The organism is Methylobacterium sp. Leaf123, assembly GCF_001423405.1.
GTDB lineage: Bacteria > Pseudomonadota > Alphaproteobacteria > Rhizobiales > Beijerinckiaceae > Methylobacterium.
Map to the genome: position 1 here is coordinate 431,850 of NZ_LMNS01000012.1, position 18,540 is coordinate 450,389.

An 18,540-nucleotide genomic window follows, 5' to 3' on the forward strand; every position below is an offset into this window, starting at 1 on the left:
GGCCAATCATTTACAGATGGGCGCGTGGTGGCGCACATTTTGTATGGGTGGCCGGAGGCCGCTTCAAGATGAGGAGTCGTGTATGCCGAATTACCGCGTCCACTTCGCGAAGCAGATCCTCGGAGTGCCCTTCACGGTCGGTTTCGTCGAGATCTCCCGCGCCCGCGATCCGGAGCGCGCCCTGAAGGCCGCGGAGATCCGTTTCGCCCGTTCCCGCGGCGTGAACGATTGGCGCGAGCGCGCAGATACGGTTGATCTCGCGCCGCATGCCGAGGCCGAGTTCTGACGGCTGCCGACGGGTCGGCCTCGGCCGACCATGGCCTGCCGGCACAGCGCACTTCACTCAGCGGAATGGTGTTGCCGGAGGCGCCCACTGGGGCGCCCGCATGCGTGCCATATCTGGCGCCGCGGCGGCGTAGGCTTTAGGTTCCGGTAACGGCCGAGCCTTGTCTGCGTCGGCTCGGCGGATCCAAGGGCTTGTTCGGTCATGGCGGCGATCTCGTTCCTCGGCGATCTCATCCAGACCATCAGTGACCGGGGCCGCGACCTCATCGGCTTGGCCCGCTCCGATCTGGCACGGACGGCCAGCGCGGCCGACCTCGCCCGGTTCTGCGAAGACCTGATTTCCCGGCGTGGCGAAGCCTCGGGCGTCGCGCTCGCCCGCTTGATCCTCGATCGCTACGCCGCCTTCCCCGTGGAGGATCGGCTCGCCTTCCTGGAACTCATCGCCACCGAATTCGGCGCCGATCACGAGGCGGTCGATGCGGCCATCGCCGCTTACCGGGCCGATCCGACGCGGGCCCGTCTCGGCCGGTTGCACGTGGCGGCCGAGCCGCGCTCGCAGGAACTGATCCGGCGGCTCAACCTCGCCCGCGGCGGCACCCTGGCGCTGGTGCGGATGCGCGAGGATCTGTTCGCGCTGCGCAAGCGCCTGAAGGATCGGGAAGCCGCCCCGGAGACGATCGACGCGGCGGTGAGCCTCGACAGCGATTTCGAGCACCTGTTCGCCTCCTGGTTCAACCGCGGCTTCCTCGTGCTGCGTCCGATCGATTGGTCGACGCCGGCCGACATCCTCGAAAAGATCATCCGCTACGAGGCGGTCCATGAGATCGCCGATTGGGACGAGTTGCGCCGCCGGATCCAGCCGACGGACCGGCGCTGCTTCGCCTTCTTCCATCCGGCCTTGCTCGACGAGCCGCTGATCTTCGTCGAGGTGGCGCTCACCAACGCCATCGCTCCGGCGATCCAGCCGATTCTCGCGGATGGGCGCGAACCCGTGCCCGCGCGGAGCGCCACGACCGCGATCTTCTACTCGATCTCGAACTGCCAGAAGGGCTTGGCCGGGGTCACCTTCGGCAATTTCCTCATCAAGCAGGTGGTCGAGGATCTCGCCCGCGAAATTCCCTCGCTGAAGACCTTCGTCACCCTCTCGCCGGTGCCCGGCTTCCGCACCTGGCTCGACCGGGAGCGCGGTGCCGACGCGCCGCAGTGCCTGACCCGGGAGGATGTCGAGGCATTGCGCCTGCTCGATACCGACGATTGGCGCAGCGACAAGACGAAGTCCGAGGCGGTGCGGCGCGCGATGCTGCCGGCGGCGGCCGCCTATTTCCTGCGCGCCAAGAACGAGAGGGGTCGCCCGATCGATCCGGTGGCCCGTTTCCATCTCGGTAACGGCGCCCGGCTGGAGCGCATGAACTTCCTCGGCGACACCTCGAAGAAGGGTCTGAAGCAGTCCTACGGATTGATGGTGAACTACCTCTACGATCTGTCGGCGATCGAGAAGAACCACGAGACCTACGTCAATCTCGGCACCGTCGCGACCTCGTCGGCTGTGAGCCGCGAACTACGCTCCAACCTGCCGCCGCCGCGGGCGGTTGTGCTGGCCGAAGCGGGCTGAGCCACGTTCTCAGCGGGGCAGCGGACGCCGCTTTTTCCCTGCGTCGCGGGACCGATTCCCTCCTCGCACGTTCTCCTGTCCGATGCCCGCCCGAAACTCTCAAGGTGGCGGGCCTAAAAAGAACAGGAGTTCCGCCATGGTTGATACGGATCGCGTCGTCGGCACCGCGAAGGATCTCGGCGGCCGGGCCCAGGGCGTGGTGGGCGATGCGCTCGGCTCCGACCGGGATTCGCTGGAAGGCCGCTACCGGGAAGCCGAGGGCCGGGCCCAGCGCATCTACGGGCAGGCGAAGGACACCGTGCGCGACATCGCCGACGATGTCGGCGGTTATGCGGAGGACGCCTATGACCGCGTCAGCCGTAACGGCGGCACGTATCTGCGCGACGGGCGCGAGCGGGTCGAGACCCAGGTCGGGGAGAACCCGTTCCTGGCGCTCCTGATCGCCGGCGCCGTCGGCTACGGCCTCGCCCTGCTGCTGCATTCGCGCCGCTGAGCGACACGTTCGGAGCGCGGCATTTCCCGCCGCGCTCCACTCTTTGCCGGGGCTACTGCGCGGTCCAGCCGCCATCCATGGGGATGTTAGTGCCAGTGATCTGGCTGGCGCTGTCGGAGCACAGGAACAGGGCGAGCGCGGCGACCTGATCGACCGTCACGAATTCCTTGGTCGGCTGCGCCTTGAGCAGCACGTCCTCGATCACCTGCTCCTTGGTGAGGCCGCGCGCCTTCATCGTGTCCGGGATCTGGCTCTCCACCAGCGGCGTCCAGACATAGCCGGGCGAGATGCAATTCACGGTGATGCCGTGGGTCGCGAGTTCGAGCGCCGCCGTCTTGGTGAGGCCGACGACGCCGTGCTTGGCCGCGACATAGGCCGACTTGAAGGGCGAGGCGACCATCGAGTGTGCCGAGGCCGTATTGATGACCCGGCCCCAGCCCTTCGCCTTCATGTGCGGCACCGCCGCACGCAGGGTGTGGAAGGCCGAGCAGAGGTTGAGGGCGATGATCTGGTCCCACTTCTCGATCGGAAAGTCCTCGATCGGCGAGACGTACTGGATGCCCGCATTGTTCACGAGGATGTCGATGCTGCCGAAGGTCTCGACCGAGAGCGCGATCAGCCCACCGATCTCGTCGGGCTTGGTGAGGTCGGCGGGCGAGTAGACCGCCTTGACCCCGAACTCGCTCTCGATGCCGCTGCGGGTCCGCTCGACGTCTTCGGGATTGCCGAACCCGTTGAGGACGACGTTCGCGCCGTCCTTGGCGAAGCTCTTGGCGATGGCGAGGCCGATGCCGCTCGTCGAGCCGGTGACGACGGCGGATTTCCCTTGCAGGCTCATGAATTCCCTCCGTTTCACGGGCCGCGCGGACCCTCTCGCCCCCGACTTGCCCCAATGGTTCGGCGAAGTCGATCTTGCTGCGCCGCACGCGCTGACGCTAAGCGGCGGTTGACACCCATGCCCGCTTACCCGAACACCTCGCGCCGGTCGCAGGGCGCCGGGCGGGTGCACGGCTGCCGAGCAAGAAGTTGGACCGACGATCGATGGCGGTGATGCGCTCCTATCTCGACTTCGAGAAGCCCGTGGCGGAACTCGAAGCGAAGCTCGAGGAACTCAAGGCCCTGGGCCAGCGCGACGGCGCCGTCTCGATCAGCGAGGAGGTCGGGCGCCTCGAGACCAAGGCGGCCCAGGCTCTCGCCGAGATCTACGCCGCCCTCACGCCCTGGCAGAAGACGCAGGTCGCGCGCCATCCGCAGCGGCCGCATTTCGTCGATTACTGCGCCGGTCTGATCGAGGAATTCACGCCGCTGGCCGGCGACCGCACCTTCGGCGAGGACGAGGCGATCCTCGGCGGCTTCGGGCGCTTCCGCGGCCGCCCGGTCTGCGTTCTCGGCCAGGAAAAGGGTGCCACCACCGAGGCGCGGATTCGGCACAATTTCGGGATGGCCCGACCGGAGGGCTACCGCAAGGCCGTGCGCCTGATGGAGACCGCCGACCGCTTCGGCCTGCCGGTCCTCGCCTTCGTCGACACCGCCGGCGCCTTCCCCGGCATCGAGGCCGAGGAGCGTGGCCAGGCCGAGGCGATCGCCCGCTCCACGGAAGCCTGCCTCGGGCTCGGCGTGCCGAACGTCGCCGTCGTCATCGGTGAAGGCGGCTCGGGTGGGGCCATCGCCATCGCCACCGCCAACACGGTGATGATGCTGGAACATGCCATCTACAGCGTGATCTCGCCGGAGGGCGCCGCCTCGATCCTGTGGCGCGACCAGGGCCGGGCGCACGACGCCGCCACCGCCATGAAGATCACCGCGCAGGATCTGCTGCGCCTCGGCATCATCGACTCCATCATCCCCGAAGCCACCGGCGGCGCCCACCGCGACCGCCAAGCGGCGCTCGACGCGACCGGTGACGCCATTTCGCGTGCGCTGGCCGAGTTCGAAGGCCTGAGCCGGGACGAAATCCGCGACCGGCGCGCGCAGAAGTTTCTCGAGATCGGCCGCAAACTGTGAAACGGGGGCTCGGCGCGGGCCTGCTGAACGGCCTGCGCCGTCTCGGCGGGCGCGACCTCCGCGAGCCCGGTGCCGTCAACCACATCTCGCTCGGCAGCCACTGCCATACCGCGCAGATCCTGAAGGGGCTCGGCCTGCGCACATGGTCGGCGCCCTTCGACTGGATCTTCTCCTCGCCGGGAATGGTCCGCGACTGCCTCGCCGATGACTTTTCCGATCTGCTCGACCGGCGCCACTATGAGAGCACGCCCCTGCCTGAGCGGCAGGCGCCGAACGAGACGCGCTGTCGCCATCTCCTCTACCGCGAGCGGCACGCGATCCCGTTCGTGTTCAACCACCACGACCCGGCGGCCAGCGACGAGGATTACCGTTTCCTGCAAGCCGGCGTGCGACGGCTGCGCGCGGCCCTGAACCGGTCCGGCGCCCGCAACCGCTTCTACCTGATGACCGCCCTTTCCACCGAGGCGGCGACGGTTCACGCGATCCGCGACGCGCTGACGGCGCGGGGTGCGGAGAATCACCTCGTGATGCTTCAGTTGCACCAAGGGGAGAGCCGGACAGCAAGTGTGCTGGCGCAGGAACCGCATCTCGACTGGCTCCGAATCGAGATTTGTTCGCCGTCCGTGGGAGTTCGCTTCGCCGATCCCGCCGATGATGCCTTCGTGAAGGCGCTCATGAGCGAGCGCAGCGCATTTCCCGCGGAACCGTGACGAATTTACCACGGCTATCCACAATGTGGATCGCCGCCTTGCGGTAAGCTCTGGGTAAGCTTAGCGAGCCTATAGGGTTCGGGGAGTGACGTTCGCAAAAGGGCAGGAATTGCCCTGCGGGCGAGGACACGTAAGGACGGGTTCCCCATGGCTGTGCGTCCGTTTGTGGCGGCTGCTGCCGTTGCTCTGGCGATGACCCTCGGTGCCTGCCAGGACAGCGCCATGCTCGGCGGCGCTTCGACCCGCAGCCTGACGCCGATTCCGCCGCAGACGCTCTCGCTCATGCAGACCAAGGGCATGAGCCAATCCGACCCGATTCTGATCCGCGCCTTCAAGAAGGAAGCGGAGATGGAGGTGTGGAAGCGCGGCGCCAACGGCCAGTACGCGCTGCTGAAGACCTTCCCGATCTGCCGCTGGTCGGGCCAGCTCGGCCCCAAGCTGAAGCAGGGCGACCGGCAAGCGCCGGAGGGGTTCTACGCGATCACGCCGGGTCAGATGAACCCGAATTCCAGCTACTACCTCTCCTTCGATGTCGGCTACCCGAACGCCATCGACCGGGCCAAGGGCGGCACCGGCAACTACATCATGGTGCACGGCACCTGCTCGTCCTCGGGCTGTTTCGCGATGACCGACGCCTCGATGTCGGAAATCTACGCGATCGCCCGCGAGGCCTTCAACGGCGGCCAGCGCGCCTTCCAGTTCCAGTCCTATCCGTTTCGGATGACGGCTTCGAACATCGCCAAGTTCCGCAACGACCCCAACGCGCCGTTCTGGAAGAACCTCAAGGAGGGCTCGGACTATTTCGAGACCCTCAAGGAGGAGCCGCGGGTCGCGGCCTGCGGCACCAAATACGTGTTCGGCGGTGCCGACGTGGCCGCGGGCAACTGCACGCCGCGGGTCGATCCGCTCGTCGCCGAGAAGCGCGACCGCGACAGCCACGAGGTTGCCGAGCTGATTGCCAAGGGCACGCCCGCGACCCGCGTCGTCTACGACGACGGCGGCCAGAACCCGGTCTTCCGCCCCCAGAAGCCGGAAGGGCCGACCCTCGCGGCGCTCATCGAGAATGAGAAGGAAAAGGAGAAGGAGCTCGCCTACACGGCCAAGGAGTACGGCCGCTACCATCTCGGCGATGTCAGCCGGCCGGAGAGCCTCGCGCTCGGGCCGAACGAGTTCGAGGTGGATGCCAAGGGCAAGCCCGTCCTGATCGCTGCCGCCTCCGCCGAGGCACCCGGCCCGACCAAGGCTGCGGCCGCCCGTAAGGAGCAGGCCAAGGAGCCCGCGAAGCCGACGACGGTGGTCGCCGTGCAGGAGCTGGCCAAGGCGGCTGACGGCAAGGCGGGTCACGCCAAGCCGGGCTCGGCCAAGCCGGCCCGTGTCACCGTGGCCGACGCGGATGGCGACGTGAGCGCCTTCAGCAAGGTTCTGGGCAAGAAGCCCGGCAAGGACGAGAAGGCCCCCGAGGCTCACAAGGCGAAGCCGCAGGCCGCGGTCACGACGACCGGTTCCCTGCGGAACTGATCCCCACTGGCGGATTGCTGGTGGCCGAGAGCGTGATCGTGCGGTGACGCGCCCGGTCGGATGATCGCCGGACCGGGGCGCGGACCCCATCGACAAAGCCGCGCGCATCCTGTACAGCCCCGCCCAACTCACAACAGGATGCCGAAATCCTGACGCCCGGACTTTACCGGACGGGCGCTAACGGCCGGAGCTTTTTCAATGAACATCATCGAGCAGCTTGAGCGGGAAGAAGTTGCCCGCCTCGCCAAGACCATTCCGGATTTCGAGCCGGGCGACACGGTCATCGTCAACGTCCGCGTCAAGGAAGGCGAGCGTACCCGCGTCCAGGCCTATGAGGGCGTCTGCATCGCCCGGAACGGCGGCGGCCTCAACGAGAGCTTCACCGTCCGCAAGATCTCCTACGGCGAGGGCGTGGAGCGCGTGTTCCCCGTGCACTCCCCGATGATCGATTCGATCAAGGTGGTCCGCCGCGGTAAGGTCCGTCGCGCCAAGCTCTACTACCTGCGCGACCGTCGCGGTAAGTCGGCCCGTATCGTCGAGCGGTCGGACCGCTCCGAGAAGGCCGCCAAGGCCCAGAAGGCTGCCGCCGCGACCGCCGCGGAGTAATCCTTCTCCAGGAGCGGCCCTACGGGGCCGCTTTTGCCGATGCGCCCGTCCCGAGATGATCGGGGCGGGTTTTTTGTTTTCCGGCCCCGTTCGATCGACGCCTCTCTAATCTCGACATTTCGGCCCGAGAGCAGTGTGATGTGGCATCTGGTCGATCGCTTCGGGACACGGCCCGTGATCGCGAGGCGAAGCGAAAGCGATCGAGGGTGAAGTCCTGTCTGGGGATGTCGCGTCCTAGATCGGTTCCCGGACGCGCGCGATGACGGAGCGGGGCACAACCTGAAGCGACCCACCGGAAGCCGCATAAGGGGAATCCGCGGCTAGTATGGCCCTCATGCGATGTTACATGAATTGGCGTCGCCCGAGTACGTCGAGCACTGGACACCCATTGCGATGAGGACGATCAGCACAGCTCGCACGTCGGTTGATCGCAAGATCCTCGATGTCGCTAAGGTGTTTCTTGAGCGGCTTGATGGCCGCTATCCCGTGCGAGGCGGCATCTTGTTCGGGAGCCGCGCACGCGCAAGCCATGAAGCGGACAGCGATGCGGATTTGGCCGTCGTGCTCGCAGGCACGTCGGGCGATCGGCGTTCCGCGTCACGGGATATGGCCGGAATCGCATTCGACGTTCTGATGGAAACGGGTGTGCTCGTCGATCCGCTTCCGCTCTGGGAGGACGAACTCGACCGCCGGGTTGCGTTCAGCAACCCGGCGCTCCTCGATGCGATTTGGCGCGACGGGGTGCGCGTGTGAGCCCGCAGCCCGACATCCCCGCCTCCTTCATGCGGAAGGCTGAGAGGGCCTTAGCGAGCGCGCGGGTGCTTCTTCGTGATGGTGATGCCGAAGGCGCCTGCAATCGCGCGTATTACGCGATGTTCGACTCGGCTCGTGCCGCGCTGATGATGCTTCCCGGAGACGTCGGTCCGCTCGCGACCATCAAGACGCACCGCGGGCTGATCGCGGCTTTCGGCCAGCATCTTGTCGCAACGGGCCGGATCGATCCGGCTTTCGGACGTTCTCTGAATCAGGTCGAGAAGCTTCGTCTTTCCTCAGACTATTTCGGCGACGTGCTGCCTGCGGACGACGGCCGTTGGGCCGTCGAGCAGGCGGACGCCTTCGTCAACGAGGTGAAAGTTCGCTTCCCGGAACTCTGAGCGAAGACAGCGGTGCTACGGGGGAGACATCATCCCCGCCGCAGCGCCTCCAGCACCTTGCCGCCCGGTCGCCCGGTGGCCGGCATGCCGAGTTGGCGCTCGATCTCCTTGATTGCCTCGCGGGTCTTGGAGCCGACCTTCCCGTCCGGCTCGCCGACATCGTAGCCGCGGGCGGTCAGGCGGGTCTGGAGGTCGCGGCGCTCGGCGCGCGAGAGCGGCGGATCATCGGTCGGCCAGTCGGCCTGGACGCCGGGGCGGCCCCGCAGGCGGTCCGAGAGGACGGCGATGGCCAGACCGTAGGACTCGGCGGCGTTGTAGGAATAGATGGCGTCGAAGTTCTTCGTCACGAGGAAGGCCGGGCCGTGGATGCCGGCGGGCGCGATGATGCCGGCCGGCCCCTCCCCCGTCAGCGCCTTGCCATCGACGCGCGTCACACCGAGCGAGGCCCAGTGGCCGATGGCGTGCTTGTTCTTGCGGCCGGCGGCCGCGACGTTGAAGCCGCGCGGCAGCCGCACCTCGTAGCCCCAGGGCTGCCCGTTCGACCATTTGGCGACGCGCAGGAAGTTGGCGGTGGAGGCGACCGCGTCGGCCACCGAATCGACCACGTCGCGCCGGCCGTCGCCGTCGCCGTCCACGGCGAGGCGCTGGTAGGTGGTGGGCATGAACTGCGTCTGGCCGAAGGCGCCGGCCCAGGAGCCGGTCAACCGCGAGGACTCGATGTCGCCCCGCTCGATGATCTTCAGCGTCGCGATCAACTCGCCGCGGAAGAAGTCGCGGCGGCGGTTGCCGGAGCAGGCGAGCGTGGCGAGCGATTGCACCAACGGCATCTTGCCGAGGTTCTTGCCGAAATTGGATTCGACGCCCCACACCGCGGCGATGGTGTGACGATCGACGCCGTAGCGCGCCTCCGCGCTCGCCAACGCCTGGGCATGCTGGCGCATGGCCGCGCGCCCGTCCTCGACCCGCTCTTCATCGACCAGCGCCGACATGTAGTCCCAGATCGGCGTCTTGAATTCCGGCTGCGCCTGGGACAGCTCGATCACCTTGTCGTCGTAGGCGATGTTGGCCGTCGCGGCGCGGAAGGTCTGGGCCGAGACGCCGGCCGCGGCGGCCTGCGCCTGGATGCCGGCAAGGCAGGATTGGAAGTCGGCTCGCGCGGGGGCGGCGAGAAGGCCGCCGGTCAAGGCAAGCCCGATCAGGCTGGCGCGGGTGGCTGGCGTCGGCATGGGTCGGCGCTCCGTCAAAGTTCGGGGATTCTCTCGCGCGATTCAGGCGATACGAGGGTTAACGAAAGGTGAGGATCGGGGTGCGGCGGAGTCGCGGCACGGGGCCCGGCATTGACCGTGCTCGCGTTCTCGTCTAGGCACCGGCTCGTGTACGGGGCTCCGGTTTGGGGCCCCGTCGCATTTCATGCGCACCCGTGGGCGGTAACAGCCGCCCTGTCGCCCTCGCCGCTCCGGCGAAGAGGGAGAGGAGGGCGCGTTCCTCATAAATTTGTTCCAGAGGAACAGCGATGTCAAAACGCGTCCAGGCGAAGCACAAGCTCGATCGCCGCATGGGCCAGAACATCTGGGGCCGCCCGAAGAGCCCGGTGAACCGCCGCGAATACGGCCCCGGCCAGCACGGCCAGCGCCGTAAGGGCAAGATGAGCGACTTCGGCACGCAGCTGCGCGCCAAGCAGAAGCTCAAGGGCTATTACGGCAACATCACCGAGAAGCAGTTCCGCCGTTACTACGCCGAGGCGATCCGCCTGCGCGGTGACTCCGGCGAGAACCTGATCGGTCTGCTCGAGCGCCGCCTCGATGCCGTGGTGTACCGTTCGAAGTTCGTGGCGACCCCGTTCGCCGCGCGCCAGTTCGTCAACCACGGGCACATCAAGGTCAACGGCCGCCGGGTCAACATCCCGAGCTACCAGGTCAAGGCCGGCGACGTGATCGAGGTGAAGGAAGCCTCCCGCCAGCTCGAGATCGTGGTCGTGGCTTCGCAGCTCGCCGAGCGCGACGTGCCGGACTACATCGAGGTCGATCATCACAAGATGACCGCCCGCGTCACCCGGATCCCGGGCCTCACCGAGGTGCCCTACCCGGTGCAGATGGAACCGAACCTTGTGATCGAGTTCTACTCGCGCTAATTTTTCGAGATCGTCTCGAAATCGGAAAGGGCCGCCCCTCGGGGCGGCCCTTTTTCGTTGCGCTCTAGCTCGGCACGCCGCTCGCCAGCAGGCGGGTCAGTTCCGCCGCCGGCCGCTCCTGCGAGAGGCCGACCGACTGCCCGGACCAGAGCGGCGAGAAATCGCCCGAGCCCGCCGCCTCCGCGGCCATGCGCAGGGGCTGGAGCGCCACCGCCGCGCCGGGAAAGGCCGGAGCGAGCGGGCTGACGGGGCCGAGTTCGCGCAAAGCACGGGTGAGCAGGCCACGGGCCGGGCGCCCGGTCAGCACGTTGGTGAGAGCCGTGTCCTCGTCGCGGGCCGCCGCCAGCGCCGCACGATAGGGCGCGGAGATGCCGGCCTCGGGGCAGCGCAGATAGGCAGTGCCGACCTGCACGGCGCGGGCGCCCAGGGCGAAGGCGGCCGCGACCCCGCGGGGATCGCCGATGCCGCCCGCCGCGATCACCGGCACATCCACGGCATCCACGATCTGCGGCACAAGGGCGATGGTGCCGACCTGCGAGGCCGCCGCGTCAGTGAGGAACATACCGCGGTGACCGCCGGCCTCCGCGCCTTGCGCGATCACCGCATCGACGCCGCGCTCGGCGAGCCAGCGCGCCTCGCGCACGGTGGTGGCCGAGGACAGGATCAGGCAGCCGGCGTCGCGCACCCGCCGCAGCAGCGGTTCGGCCGGCAGGCCGAAATGGAAGCTGACGACGGCCGGGCGCAGATCCGACACGACCGCCGCCATCGCCGCATCGAACGGCGCGCGGTTCGCCATCGTCACGGGCGCCGCCGGGTCGAGCCCGAATTCTTCGTAGTACGGGACGAGAGCTGCGCGCCATGCCGCCTCCCGCGCCGGATCGGGCGCCGACGGCGTGTGGCAGAAGAAGTTCAGGTTGAACGGCGCGTCGGTCTCACGGCGGATCGCCGCGACCTCGCTGCGGATCTGTTCGGGTGTCAGCGCGGCGCAGGCGAGCGATCCCAGGCCGCCCGCCGCACTCACCGCGGCGGCGAGCGGCGCCTTCGGGCCCACCATCGGCGCCTGGATGATCGGGACGCCAACCCCGAGCCGCCGCACGAACGCGCTCGTTCCCGTCATGGCGATCACTCCGATTCTGGTGGCGGCACTGTCCATGCCGCTACGGATTGCAGACGTCACGCCGCGCCACCTCGTCAACGCTCACGGGGCAGCGAACGACGCCGTCCTTGCCCGTCTCCGCGCGTCATGCCGAAGCGTGGCACATCGGCAGAGCGGTCGCGCAGATCGTCAACGCTCCGCTTTGTGCCAGATCTCCATGAACGACTGCACCTTCGCGCGCAGGGGCATGCGCTCATCCGAGAGGGCATCGACGAAGGTCGCCAGACGCCGCGATTTCACGACCGTATAGGCCGTGAGCACCAAAACCCCGGCAAACACCACGACGACGGCGACCAGCTTTTCGAGGCGCGTCGCGTGCGCGAAATCGAGCACGTTCATGCCCAGCACCGTCGCCGTGATCGCGCCCACCATGAAGCAGATCGTGACGACGGTGAGTTTGAGGAAGAACCGTGACTGCCGCCGCAGCGACTCGCTGTCGAGATAGGCCGACATCGCCCCCAGAGACTGCCGCACGTCCTCGTAGAGGCGCTCCGTGCCGAGCTTGCCCGTGAGAAGCGAGAAAATCTCGCTCGCCTGCGTCTGGTTCGAGGCTTGGTGGAACCAGTAGCGGTGATTGAAGCGCAGGAAGCTCTCCATCGAGAGCCGCATATCCTGCGCGAAGCGCCCGACGCTGCGGCGGTCGGTGATGTCGAGGGCATTCACCGAGACGGCCAGCCGATCGGCCATCATCAGGAGCGCGGCCTTGTGGAACCGGGCGATGAGAAACAGTTGGAAGTAAAGGTGCCGGAACTCGCCGAGCAGCCCGCGCTCGGGATCGACCGAGGCGGGGGAGACACCGGTCACCATCGTCAGGCCCCACCCGCTGCAGGTCAGGCGCATGCCCGATGCGGCGCCGCGCCCCGGGTCATAGAAGCGGTCGTGACAATACTCTTCCTCGAAATGCGCGAGATACGCGTCGGAATAGGGAAGCTCGTTCGAATGGCCCGGCCCGGTATTGAGGCCGAGGCGGACATAGTCGGTGCGCGTGATCGTCGAGGGATCGCGCATGGCGAGGAAGCCCATGCCGGGGATCCGGTAATCTTCCAGATGCCGGTAGCGGAGCGCCCCGGCGACCTCCGAGTGGTGGGGGACCATCGGCACCAGCAGGAAATCCCAATGGGCCGCAACCTGCGCCGAGCGGTAGCGGCAGACGGCGGTGATGTAGCGCTCACGATCCTCGAAATCGGAGGCGGCGAGAACCGCGCCGCCGGTGTCGAGCCATTCCATGCGCTTCAGGCAATGGAGCGCTCGCCCCTGATCGTCCCAGCCGGAGGGAAAGGTGCGGCCGAGGCGGAACAGGAGATCCTGCGCGGTCGCGAGCGGCAGACGATCGGCCGCGAATTCGACGCTGAGCAGGGCCACGTCCAAGTCGTGGAAGAAGTACAGGTCGATATGAACGACATCGAGATCGATCGGTGGCTCATCCTCGCCGAGGGTGACGCGGGCGGCCTTGACGTCGTCGCGGCGCACGACATGGATCGGTGACACGCCGTAGCCCCGGCCGGCCTCGCGCTGATGGGCCTCGCCGTAGAGGAAATGCTGGACGTGCGGGAGGAACGAGACGAATTCGCGGTAATGGCGCTCCTGAAACGAATGGCCATCGCCGGAGAACTTGTCCTCGAGAATGTGCCAGGGCGGCCCGAGCTTCTGCCAATGGCAGGCCATCGGCTCCTTGCCGGTCGGGACGAGTTGCAGGGGCCAGAGCAGGATGTGGCGGAAGTGCTCCACGATCGTGTCCGACGACATCCCGTGTCCCGCGTCGCAGCAGGATCGACGTGCCTGCGCATCACCCCTCGATTTTTACGAGTGGTTCACGCCGCCGAATACAGTCCATTCCGCCAAGTCTGTGACAGAAGGCAGACTTTGCGCCTGAGCGGCTAAAGCAATCCCTGGACCGCGTGAAAGCACACCATCATCGTATTCGATAACAAGGACTGGGTTCTGTTGGCTTGAACCGAGCCCGGCATTGATGTCGGGATGGGGTGGCGGTGCCATCACCCTATCCGGCGGCACGCGGCGCGCGGGTCGGTTCCGGCGACGCGCTACGCCTTGGGAGCGGCCGGGTGTTCCGTCGCCACGCCGGAGGGCGCGTTCGCGCTCTCCTGTCTCAACCGCTTGCGGTACTGGGCGGTACCGAAGGGGATCATCGCGAGATAGGCTACGCTCACCGCCGCCATCGCCTCGAACGGGAAGCTGATGAGCAGGCCGAAGCCCACCACCACCACGAGGAAGATCGGCACCACGAGGTCGCGCGGCACGCGCTTACCCCAGGTCTTGCCCGAGAAGGTCGGCACGGTGGAGACGACGAGGAGCGCGATGGCAAGCACGTAGACGAGGACCACCGGTCGGCCCCAGGCACTGAAGTCGAGGCCCAGGAAGTGCAGATAGAGCGGCAGCATGCCGGTGATGGCGCCGGCCGGCGCCGGCATGCCGACGAAGTAATCCTTCTTCCATTCGGGGCGGTTGGGATCGTCGAGCATCGCGTTGAAGCGGGCGAGCCGCAGGCACATGGCGATGGCGAAGACCAGGGCGACGATCCAGCCGACGGACTTCAGATTGTGCAGGGTGAAGCTGTAGAGAATCAGCGCCGGGGCGCAGCCGAAATTGACGAAATCGGCGAGCGAATCGAGTTCGGCGCCGAAGCGCGAGGTGCCCTTCAGCAGACGCGCCACGCGGCCGTCGATCCCGTCGAGGACGGCGGCGACGATCACCGCGATCACCGCCGGCTCGAACCGGCCCTCGAAGGCCAGCCGGATCGCGGTCAGCCCGAGGCAGAGCGCGAGCAGGGTGATCATGTTCGGCGCGATCATCCGGAACGGCACCGGCCGGAACCGGCGCGGCCGATCGTTCACGTCCGGCGCGAAGGGCGGGAACAGATCGTCCATGTCGTCGCTCGACTCGTCTCTCGACGTGTCTTTCGGCTCGTCGCTTCTCGCCATGTCGCTCTTCTGCTCAGAGATCAGATGCGGCGGAAGGCCCGCTCCGCGCCGCCGCCGAGGTCGGCCAGCACGGTCTCGCCGGCCACCGCCTTCTGGCCGAGGCCAACGAGCACACGGGTGCCGACCGGCAGGTAGACATCGACCCGCGAGCCGAACCGGATCAGGCCGAAGCGCTCGCCGACCTGTTTGGTCTCGCCGGCCGAGACGAAGCCGACGATGCGCCGGGCCACGAGGCCGGCAATCTGCACCACGCCGATGCGCACTGGCTGGCCGCGATGGGTCGTCTCCATGACGAGGCCGTTGCGCTCGTTGTCCTCGCTCGCCTTGTCGAGTTCGGCGTTGAGGAACAGGCCCGGCGTGTAGTGGATCTGCCCGATCTTGCCGGAGACCGGCACGCGGTTCACGTGGCAATCGAACACGTTCATGAACACCGAGATCCGTAGCATCGGCTCATGCGAGAGGTCGAGCTCGGCGGGCGGCAGCACGGTCGAGATCAGGTTCACGCGCCCGTCCGCGGGCGAGACGATGAGGCCGTCGCCGACCGGCACCACCCGCTCGGGATCGCGGAAGAAGTAGCAGACCCAGAGCGTCAGGATCAGGAAGATCCAGCCGAAGAACTGCGAGAAGTAGCCGAGCACCACGGTGAGCACGATGCCGATCAGGATGAAGGGGTAGCCCTCCTTGTGGATCGGCACGAGCGTCCGGCGGATCGTCTCGATGAGGTCGGTCATGGTCTCTTGTAGCTTTTCGCGCGGGGCGCTCCGCTGCCGGATGGCAGGGGCCTCGGCATCCGTCAACCGCCCCGTGGCGGGCGCGCGACCCGTGGGGCCGCGGCAAGGCCGCCCGCGTCGAACAGGCGGTAGGTGCGCCGTCCCGCCGCCTTGGCGGCGTAGAGGGCGGTGTCTGCCAGCATGAACGGGTCCGCCACGCCCTGGCACAGGGCCACACCGACCGAGGCGCCGAGCCGGTAGCGCCGTCCTCCATGGTCGAACGGACGATCGAGGGCCGCGACGAGCCGTTCGGCGCAGTCCGCCGCCTCGGTCGCATCGGCCTCGAGAATCACGGCGAACTCGTCACCGCCGATGCGGGCCACGAGTTCGGCGCGCGGGCAGGTGAGGCTGATTCGCCGGGCGGCTTCGCGAAGGCAGTGATCGCCGGCCGGATGTCCGTGGGTGTCGTTGATCGCCTTGAAGCCGTCGAGGTCGATCAGGAGCAGGACGCTCACAGGCTCCCGCAGGCGGGCGTCGAAACAGGCGCGGTTGGCCAGCCCCGTCAGCGCGTCGGTCTCCGCCTGAAGACGCAGCTCCTCGAGCCGGCGGCGCTCCTCCGTGACGTCCTGCTTCAGCCCGTAGAGCCGCATGGGCCGGCCGTTCCGCGTTTCGACCGTGGCGGTGATGCGGATCCAGCGATGCCCGCCACCGGGCGGTACGAGTTCCGCGTCGAGGCTGAACCCGCCTGCCTCCGCGATCGCCCGGTCGCGCAGCGCCGTCAGCCGGCGCCGCGACGCATCGGTATAGAGCGCGAGCGTGTCGGGCCGCTCGACCGGAACACCGCGGGGCAGGCCGAACAGATCGTAGACGCCGTTGCTCCAGGTCAGCCGCTCATCCGGCAGGCTGCAGGTCCACAATCCCATGCCGGCGACCCGCAGGGCCGGCTCGAACGGTGCCTCGGCCCGCGCCAGGGCCGCCCGCTGCGCGCCGATGATCGCGGCCTGGATGCGCAACTGCATCCGCAGGCGCTCGATTTCAGCGCTCTCGCCCGGTCCCCCTCGCGGCAGATCCGGATGCCTCTGGTCGATTGCGCGAATCGGGCGGCCTCGTTGCGGTTGGATGCACTGATATCCTTCGCAAAAACTACTTTCCGCAAGGTGAAGGCCGGTTCGGATCAGCCGGCCAGAAGTCTTCGCGAAACGCCCGATGCCCGGTCGTCTGCCCGTTTGGGTGCGGCGGCGCAGCGGGCGTTTCGTGAGCGACCGTCAGGCGACCGGCTCGGAGCGCCGCGCCTCTTCCAGCAGGAGGCGTTCGTCCTCGGCCCGTTTGAGCGCCTCGCGGGCGGCATCCGCCTCGCGCTGGCGGTTCCAGAGTGCGGCGTAGACGCCCCCGCGGGCGAGCAATTCGGCGTGATTGCCCCGCTCGACCACGCGGCCCTGGTCGAGCACGAGGATCTCGTCGGCGTTGATCACCGTCGAGAGCCGGTGCGCGATGACCAGCGTGGTGCGGCCCTGGCTGACCCGGTCGAGGGCGGTCTGGATCTCGCGCTCGGTGAACGAATCGAGCGCCGAGGTCGCCTCGTCGAGCACGAGGATCGGCGGTCCCTTCAGGATGGTGCGGGCGATCGCCACGCGCTGCTTCTCGCCGCCCGAGAGCTTGAGCCCGCGCTCGCCCACCGGCGTGTCGTAGCCCTCCGGCAGGCTTTCGATGAAGCGGTCGATCTGGGCGAGGCGGGCGGCCTCGCGCACCTCGGCCTCGGTCGCGTCCCAGCGCCCGTAGCGGATGTTGTAGCCGATCGTGTCGTTGAACAGCACCGTGTCCTGCGGGACCATGCCGATCGCCGCGCGCAAGCTGTCCTGGCGGACGGTGGTGATGTCCTGGCCGTCGATGGTGATGCGGCCGGCTCCCGGCTCGTAGAAGCGGAAGAGCAGGCGCGACAGCGTGGATTTGCCCGCCCCCGAGGGGCCGACGATGGCCACGGTCTTTCCGGCCGGCACCTCGAACGAGACGCCACGCAGGATCGGCCGCTCGGGGATGTAGGAAAAGCGCACGTCCTCGAAGTGCACCGTGCCGGCCTCGACCCTGAGCGGGGCCGCGCCCGGCCGGTCGGCGATCTCCGGGTTGCGGTGGAGGATCAGGAACATGTCGTCGATGTCGATCAAGGCCTGTTTGATCTCCCGGTAGATCATGCCCATGAAGTTCAGGGGCATCGAGAGCTGCACCAGCATCGTGTTGACGAGCACGAAACCGCCGATGGTGGTGTTGCCCGCCATGATGTCGCGGGCGGCCAGAAACATCACCGCCGTCATGCCGAGGGTGAAGATCACCGCCTGGCCGGCATTGAGCACGGCGAGCGAGACGTATGTCTGGGTCGATGCCTTCTCGTAGCGCTCCATCGACGCGTCGTAGCGCTCAGTCTCGCGCCGCTCGGCGCCGAAATACTTCACCGTCTCGAAGTTCAGCAGCGAATCGACCGCCTTGGTGTTGGCTTCGGTGTCCGAGTTGTTCATCCGGCGGCGGATGCCGATGCGCCACTCGGTCGCCTTCCAGGTGAAGCCGAGATAGCTGGCGATCATCGCCGCCACGACCGCCGAGTAGAGCCAGTCGAACTCGTAGGCGAGGATGCCGAGCACGAGGACCAGTTCGACGATGGTCGGCACCAGCGTCAGCACCATCAGCCGCGACAATTCCTCGATGCCGGAGCGGCCGCGCTCCAGCACGCGGGTGAGGCCGCCGGTCTTGCGTTCGAGATGGAAACGCAGGGACAGGCGGTGCATGTGCTCGAAGGTCTGGAGCGCGAGCTTGCGCACGGCATGCATCGCGACCTTGGCGAACAGCCCGTCGCGCACCTGCGTCAGCCCGGCCATGGCGATCCGCGACAGACCGTAGAGGGCGATCAGCAGGAAGGGCGCCGACAGAAGCCCCGCCGGCACCGCAGCGGCGGCCGCCTCCCCGGCGCCGTCCTTCGAGCCGATGGCCGCGACCAGCGCGTCGGTGGCCCATTTGAAGGTGAAGGGCATCACCATTGTCGCGGCCTTGGCGACGAACAGAAGGCCGAAGGCGAGGAAGACCCGGCGCTGAAGATCGACGCGGCCATGGGGCCAGAGATAGGGCCAGAGCCGGCGATAGGTCGTCAGAAGGCCAGGGCGTTCGAGGGGCGCGGACGCGCCCTCCCCCGCCGGCACGGGTGCATTTGCCATGATGAGGTTCGAAGAGATCTTT

At 67.6% G+C, this 18,540-nt stretch carries 18 protein-coding genes; 10 read left to right on the plus strand and 8 right to left on the minus strand.

The genetic code is table 11. From position 1 onward, the window contains the following. The first annotated feature begins 82 nt into the window (after positions 1–82). The 3 genes from ASF53_RS11770 to ASF53_RS11780 all read left to right on the plus strand — a co-directional run bounded on the left by ASF53_RS11770 (position 83) and on the right by ASF53_RS11780 (position 2,390). On the plus strand, positions 83–286 hold the full coding sequence (locus ASF53_RS11770) for a hypothetical protein (RefSeq protein WP_056198113.1): 204 nt from the start codon (positions 83–85) through the stop codon (positions 284–286). 201 nt (positions 287–487) lie between these two features. Further along, a complete protein-coding gene (locus ASF53_RS11775; RefSeq protein ID WP_056198115.1) occupies positions 488–1,897 on the plus strand; it encodes a malonyl-CoA decarboxylase in 1,410 nt (469 codons plus the stop codon). A 136-nt stretch (positions 1,898–2,033) separates the two neighbouring features. Continuing rightward, positions 2,034–2,390: a CsbD family protein gene (locus ASF53_RS11780; protein ID WP_056198117.1), complete on the plus strand. Its 357-nt coding sequence runs from the start codon at positions 2,034–2,036 to the stop codon at positions 2,388–2,390. Positions 2,391–2,442: 52 nt separating this feature from the next. Here the strand turns inward: ASF53_RS11780 and ASF53_RS11785 are convergent, their stop codons facing one another. Continuing rightward, positions 2,443–3,228 carry a 3-hydroxybutyrate dehydrogenase gene (locus ASF53_RS11785; RefSeq protein ID WP_056198119.1) on the minus strand — a complete coding sequence of 262 codons (786 nt, stop codon included), beginning with the start codon at positions 3,226–3,228 and terminating at the stop codon, positions 2,443–2,445. Between the two features lie 212 nt (positions 3,229–3,440). Here ASF53_RS11785 and ASF53_RS11790 point away from each other — a divergent pair, with 212 nt between their 5' ends. From ASF53_RS11790 to ASF53_RS11815, 6 genes are all read left to right on the plus strand, one after another. Then, complete coding sequence (locus tag ASF53_RS11790) at positions 3,441–4,394, plus strand: acetyl-CoA carboxylase carboxyltransferase subunit alpha (protein WP_200943226.1); 954 nt, start codon at positions 3,441–3,443, stop codon at positions 4,392–4,394. Continuing rightward, positions 4,391–5,104 (plus strand): DUF1796 family putative cysteine peptidase, encoded by a 714-nt coding sequence (locus ASF53_RS11795; protein ID WP_056198123.1) that lies wholly within the window; start codon positions 4,391–4,393, stop codon positions 5,102–5,104. Before ASF53_RS11790 ends, ASF53_RS11795 begins: the two co-directional genes overlap by 4 nt. Before the next feature lie 147 nt (positions 5,105–5,251). After that, positions 5,252–6,622, plus strand: a complete 1,371-nt coding sequence (locus ASF53_RS11800) for a L,D-transpeptidase family protein (RefSeq protein ID WP_056198125.1) — start codon at positions 5,252–5,254, stop codon at positions 6,620–6,622. A 198-nt stretch (positions 6,623–6,820) separates the two neighbouring features. Further along, the gene (gene rplS, locus ASF53_RS11805; protein WP_056198127.1) at positions 6,821–7,228 is read left to right on the plus strand and encodes a 50S ribosomal protein L19; all 408 of its coding nucleotides are present in this window, start codon (positions 6,821–6,823) and stop codon (positions 7,226–7,228) included. 393 nt (positions 7,229–7,621) lie between these two features. Beyond that, a complete protein-coding gene (locus ASF53_RS11810) occupies positions 7,622–7,981 on the plus strand; it encodes a nucleotidyltransferase domain-containing protein (RefSeq protein ID WP_056198128.1) in 360 nt (119 codons plus the stop codon). 29 nt (positions 7,982–8,010) lie between these two features. After that, positions 8,011–8,382: a HEPN domain-containing protein gene (locus tag ASF53_RS11815; protein WP_056198471.1), complete on the plus strand. Its 372-nt coding sequence runs from the start codon at positions 8,011–8,013 to the stop codon at positions 8,380–8,382. A gap of 29 nt (positions 8,383–8,411) precedes the next feature. Here ASF53_RS11815 and ASF53_RS11820 read toward each other — a convergent pair whose 3' ends face one another. Further along, entirely contained in the window at positions 8,412–9,608 is a 1,197-nt protein-coding gene (locus tag ASF53_RS11820) for a lytic murein transglycosylase (RefSeq protein ID WP_056198130.1), read from the minus strand. Between the two features lie 287 nt (positions 9,609–9,895). Between ASF53_RS11820 and rpsD the strand changes: the two genes are divergently transcribed. Further along, on the plus strand, positions 9,896–10,513 hold the full coding sequence (gene rpsD / locus ASF53_RS11825; RefSeq protein WP_003603696.1) for a 30S ribosomal protein S4: 618 nt from the start codon (positions 9,896–9,898) through the stop codon (positions 10,511–10,513). A 64-nt stretch (positions 10,514–10,577) separates the two neighbouring features. On the opposite strand, the gene ASF53_RS11830 is transcribed toward rpsD, so the two are convergent. The 6 genes from ASF53_RS11830 to ASF53_RS11855 all read right to left on the minus strand — a co-directional run bounded on the left by ASF53_RS11830 (position 10,578) and on the right by ASF53_RS11855 (position 18,518). After that, positions 10,578–11,630: an NAD(P)H-dependent flavin oxidoreductase gene (locus ASF53_RS11830; RefSeq protein ID WP_056198474.1), complete on the minus strand. Its 1,053-nt coding sequence runs from the start codon at positions 11,628–11,630 to the stop codon at positions 10,578–10,580. 168 nt (positions 11,631–11,798) lie between these two features. Then, entirely contained in the window at positions 11,799–13,415 is a 1,617-nt protein-coding gene (locus tag ASF53_RS11835; RefSeq protein WP_056198131.1) for a hypothetical protein, read from the minus strand. Between the two features lie 296 nt (positions 13,416–13,711). Next, positions 13,712–14,554, minus strand: a complete 843-nt coding sequence (locus ASF53_RS11840; RefSeq protein WP_056198133.1) for a CDP-alcohol phosphatidyltransferase family protein — start codon at positions 14,552–14,554, stop codon at positions 13,712–13,714. Between the two features lie 74 nt (positions 14,555–14,628). After that, a complete protein-coding gene (locus tag ASF53_RS11845) occupies positions 14,629–15,381 on the minus strand; it encodes a phosphatidylserine decarboxylase (RefSeq protein ID WP_286134374.1) in 753 nt (250 codons plus the stop codon). A 20-nt stretch (positions 15,382–15,401) separates the two neighbouring features. Then, the gene (locus tag ASF53_RS11850; RefSeq protein WP_056198137.1) at positions 15,402–16,337 is read right to left on the minus strand and encodes a sensor domain-containing diguanylate cyclase; all 936 of its coding nucleotides are present in this window, start codon (positions 16,335–16,337) and stop codon (positions 15,402–15,404) included. 246 nt (positions 16,338–16,583) lie between these two features. Further along, positions 16,584–18,518 (minus strand): ABCB family ABC transporter ATP-binding protein/permease, encoded by a 1,935-nt coding sequence (locus ASF53_RS11855; protein ID WP_056198478.1) that lies wholly within the window; start codon positions 18,516–18,518, stop codon positions 16,584–16,586. Positions 18,519–18,540: the final 22 nt, after the last annotated feature.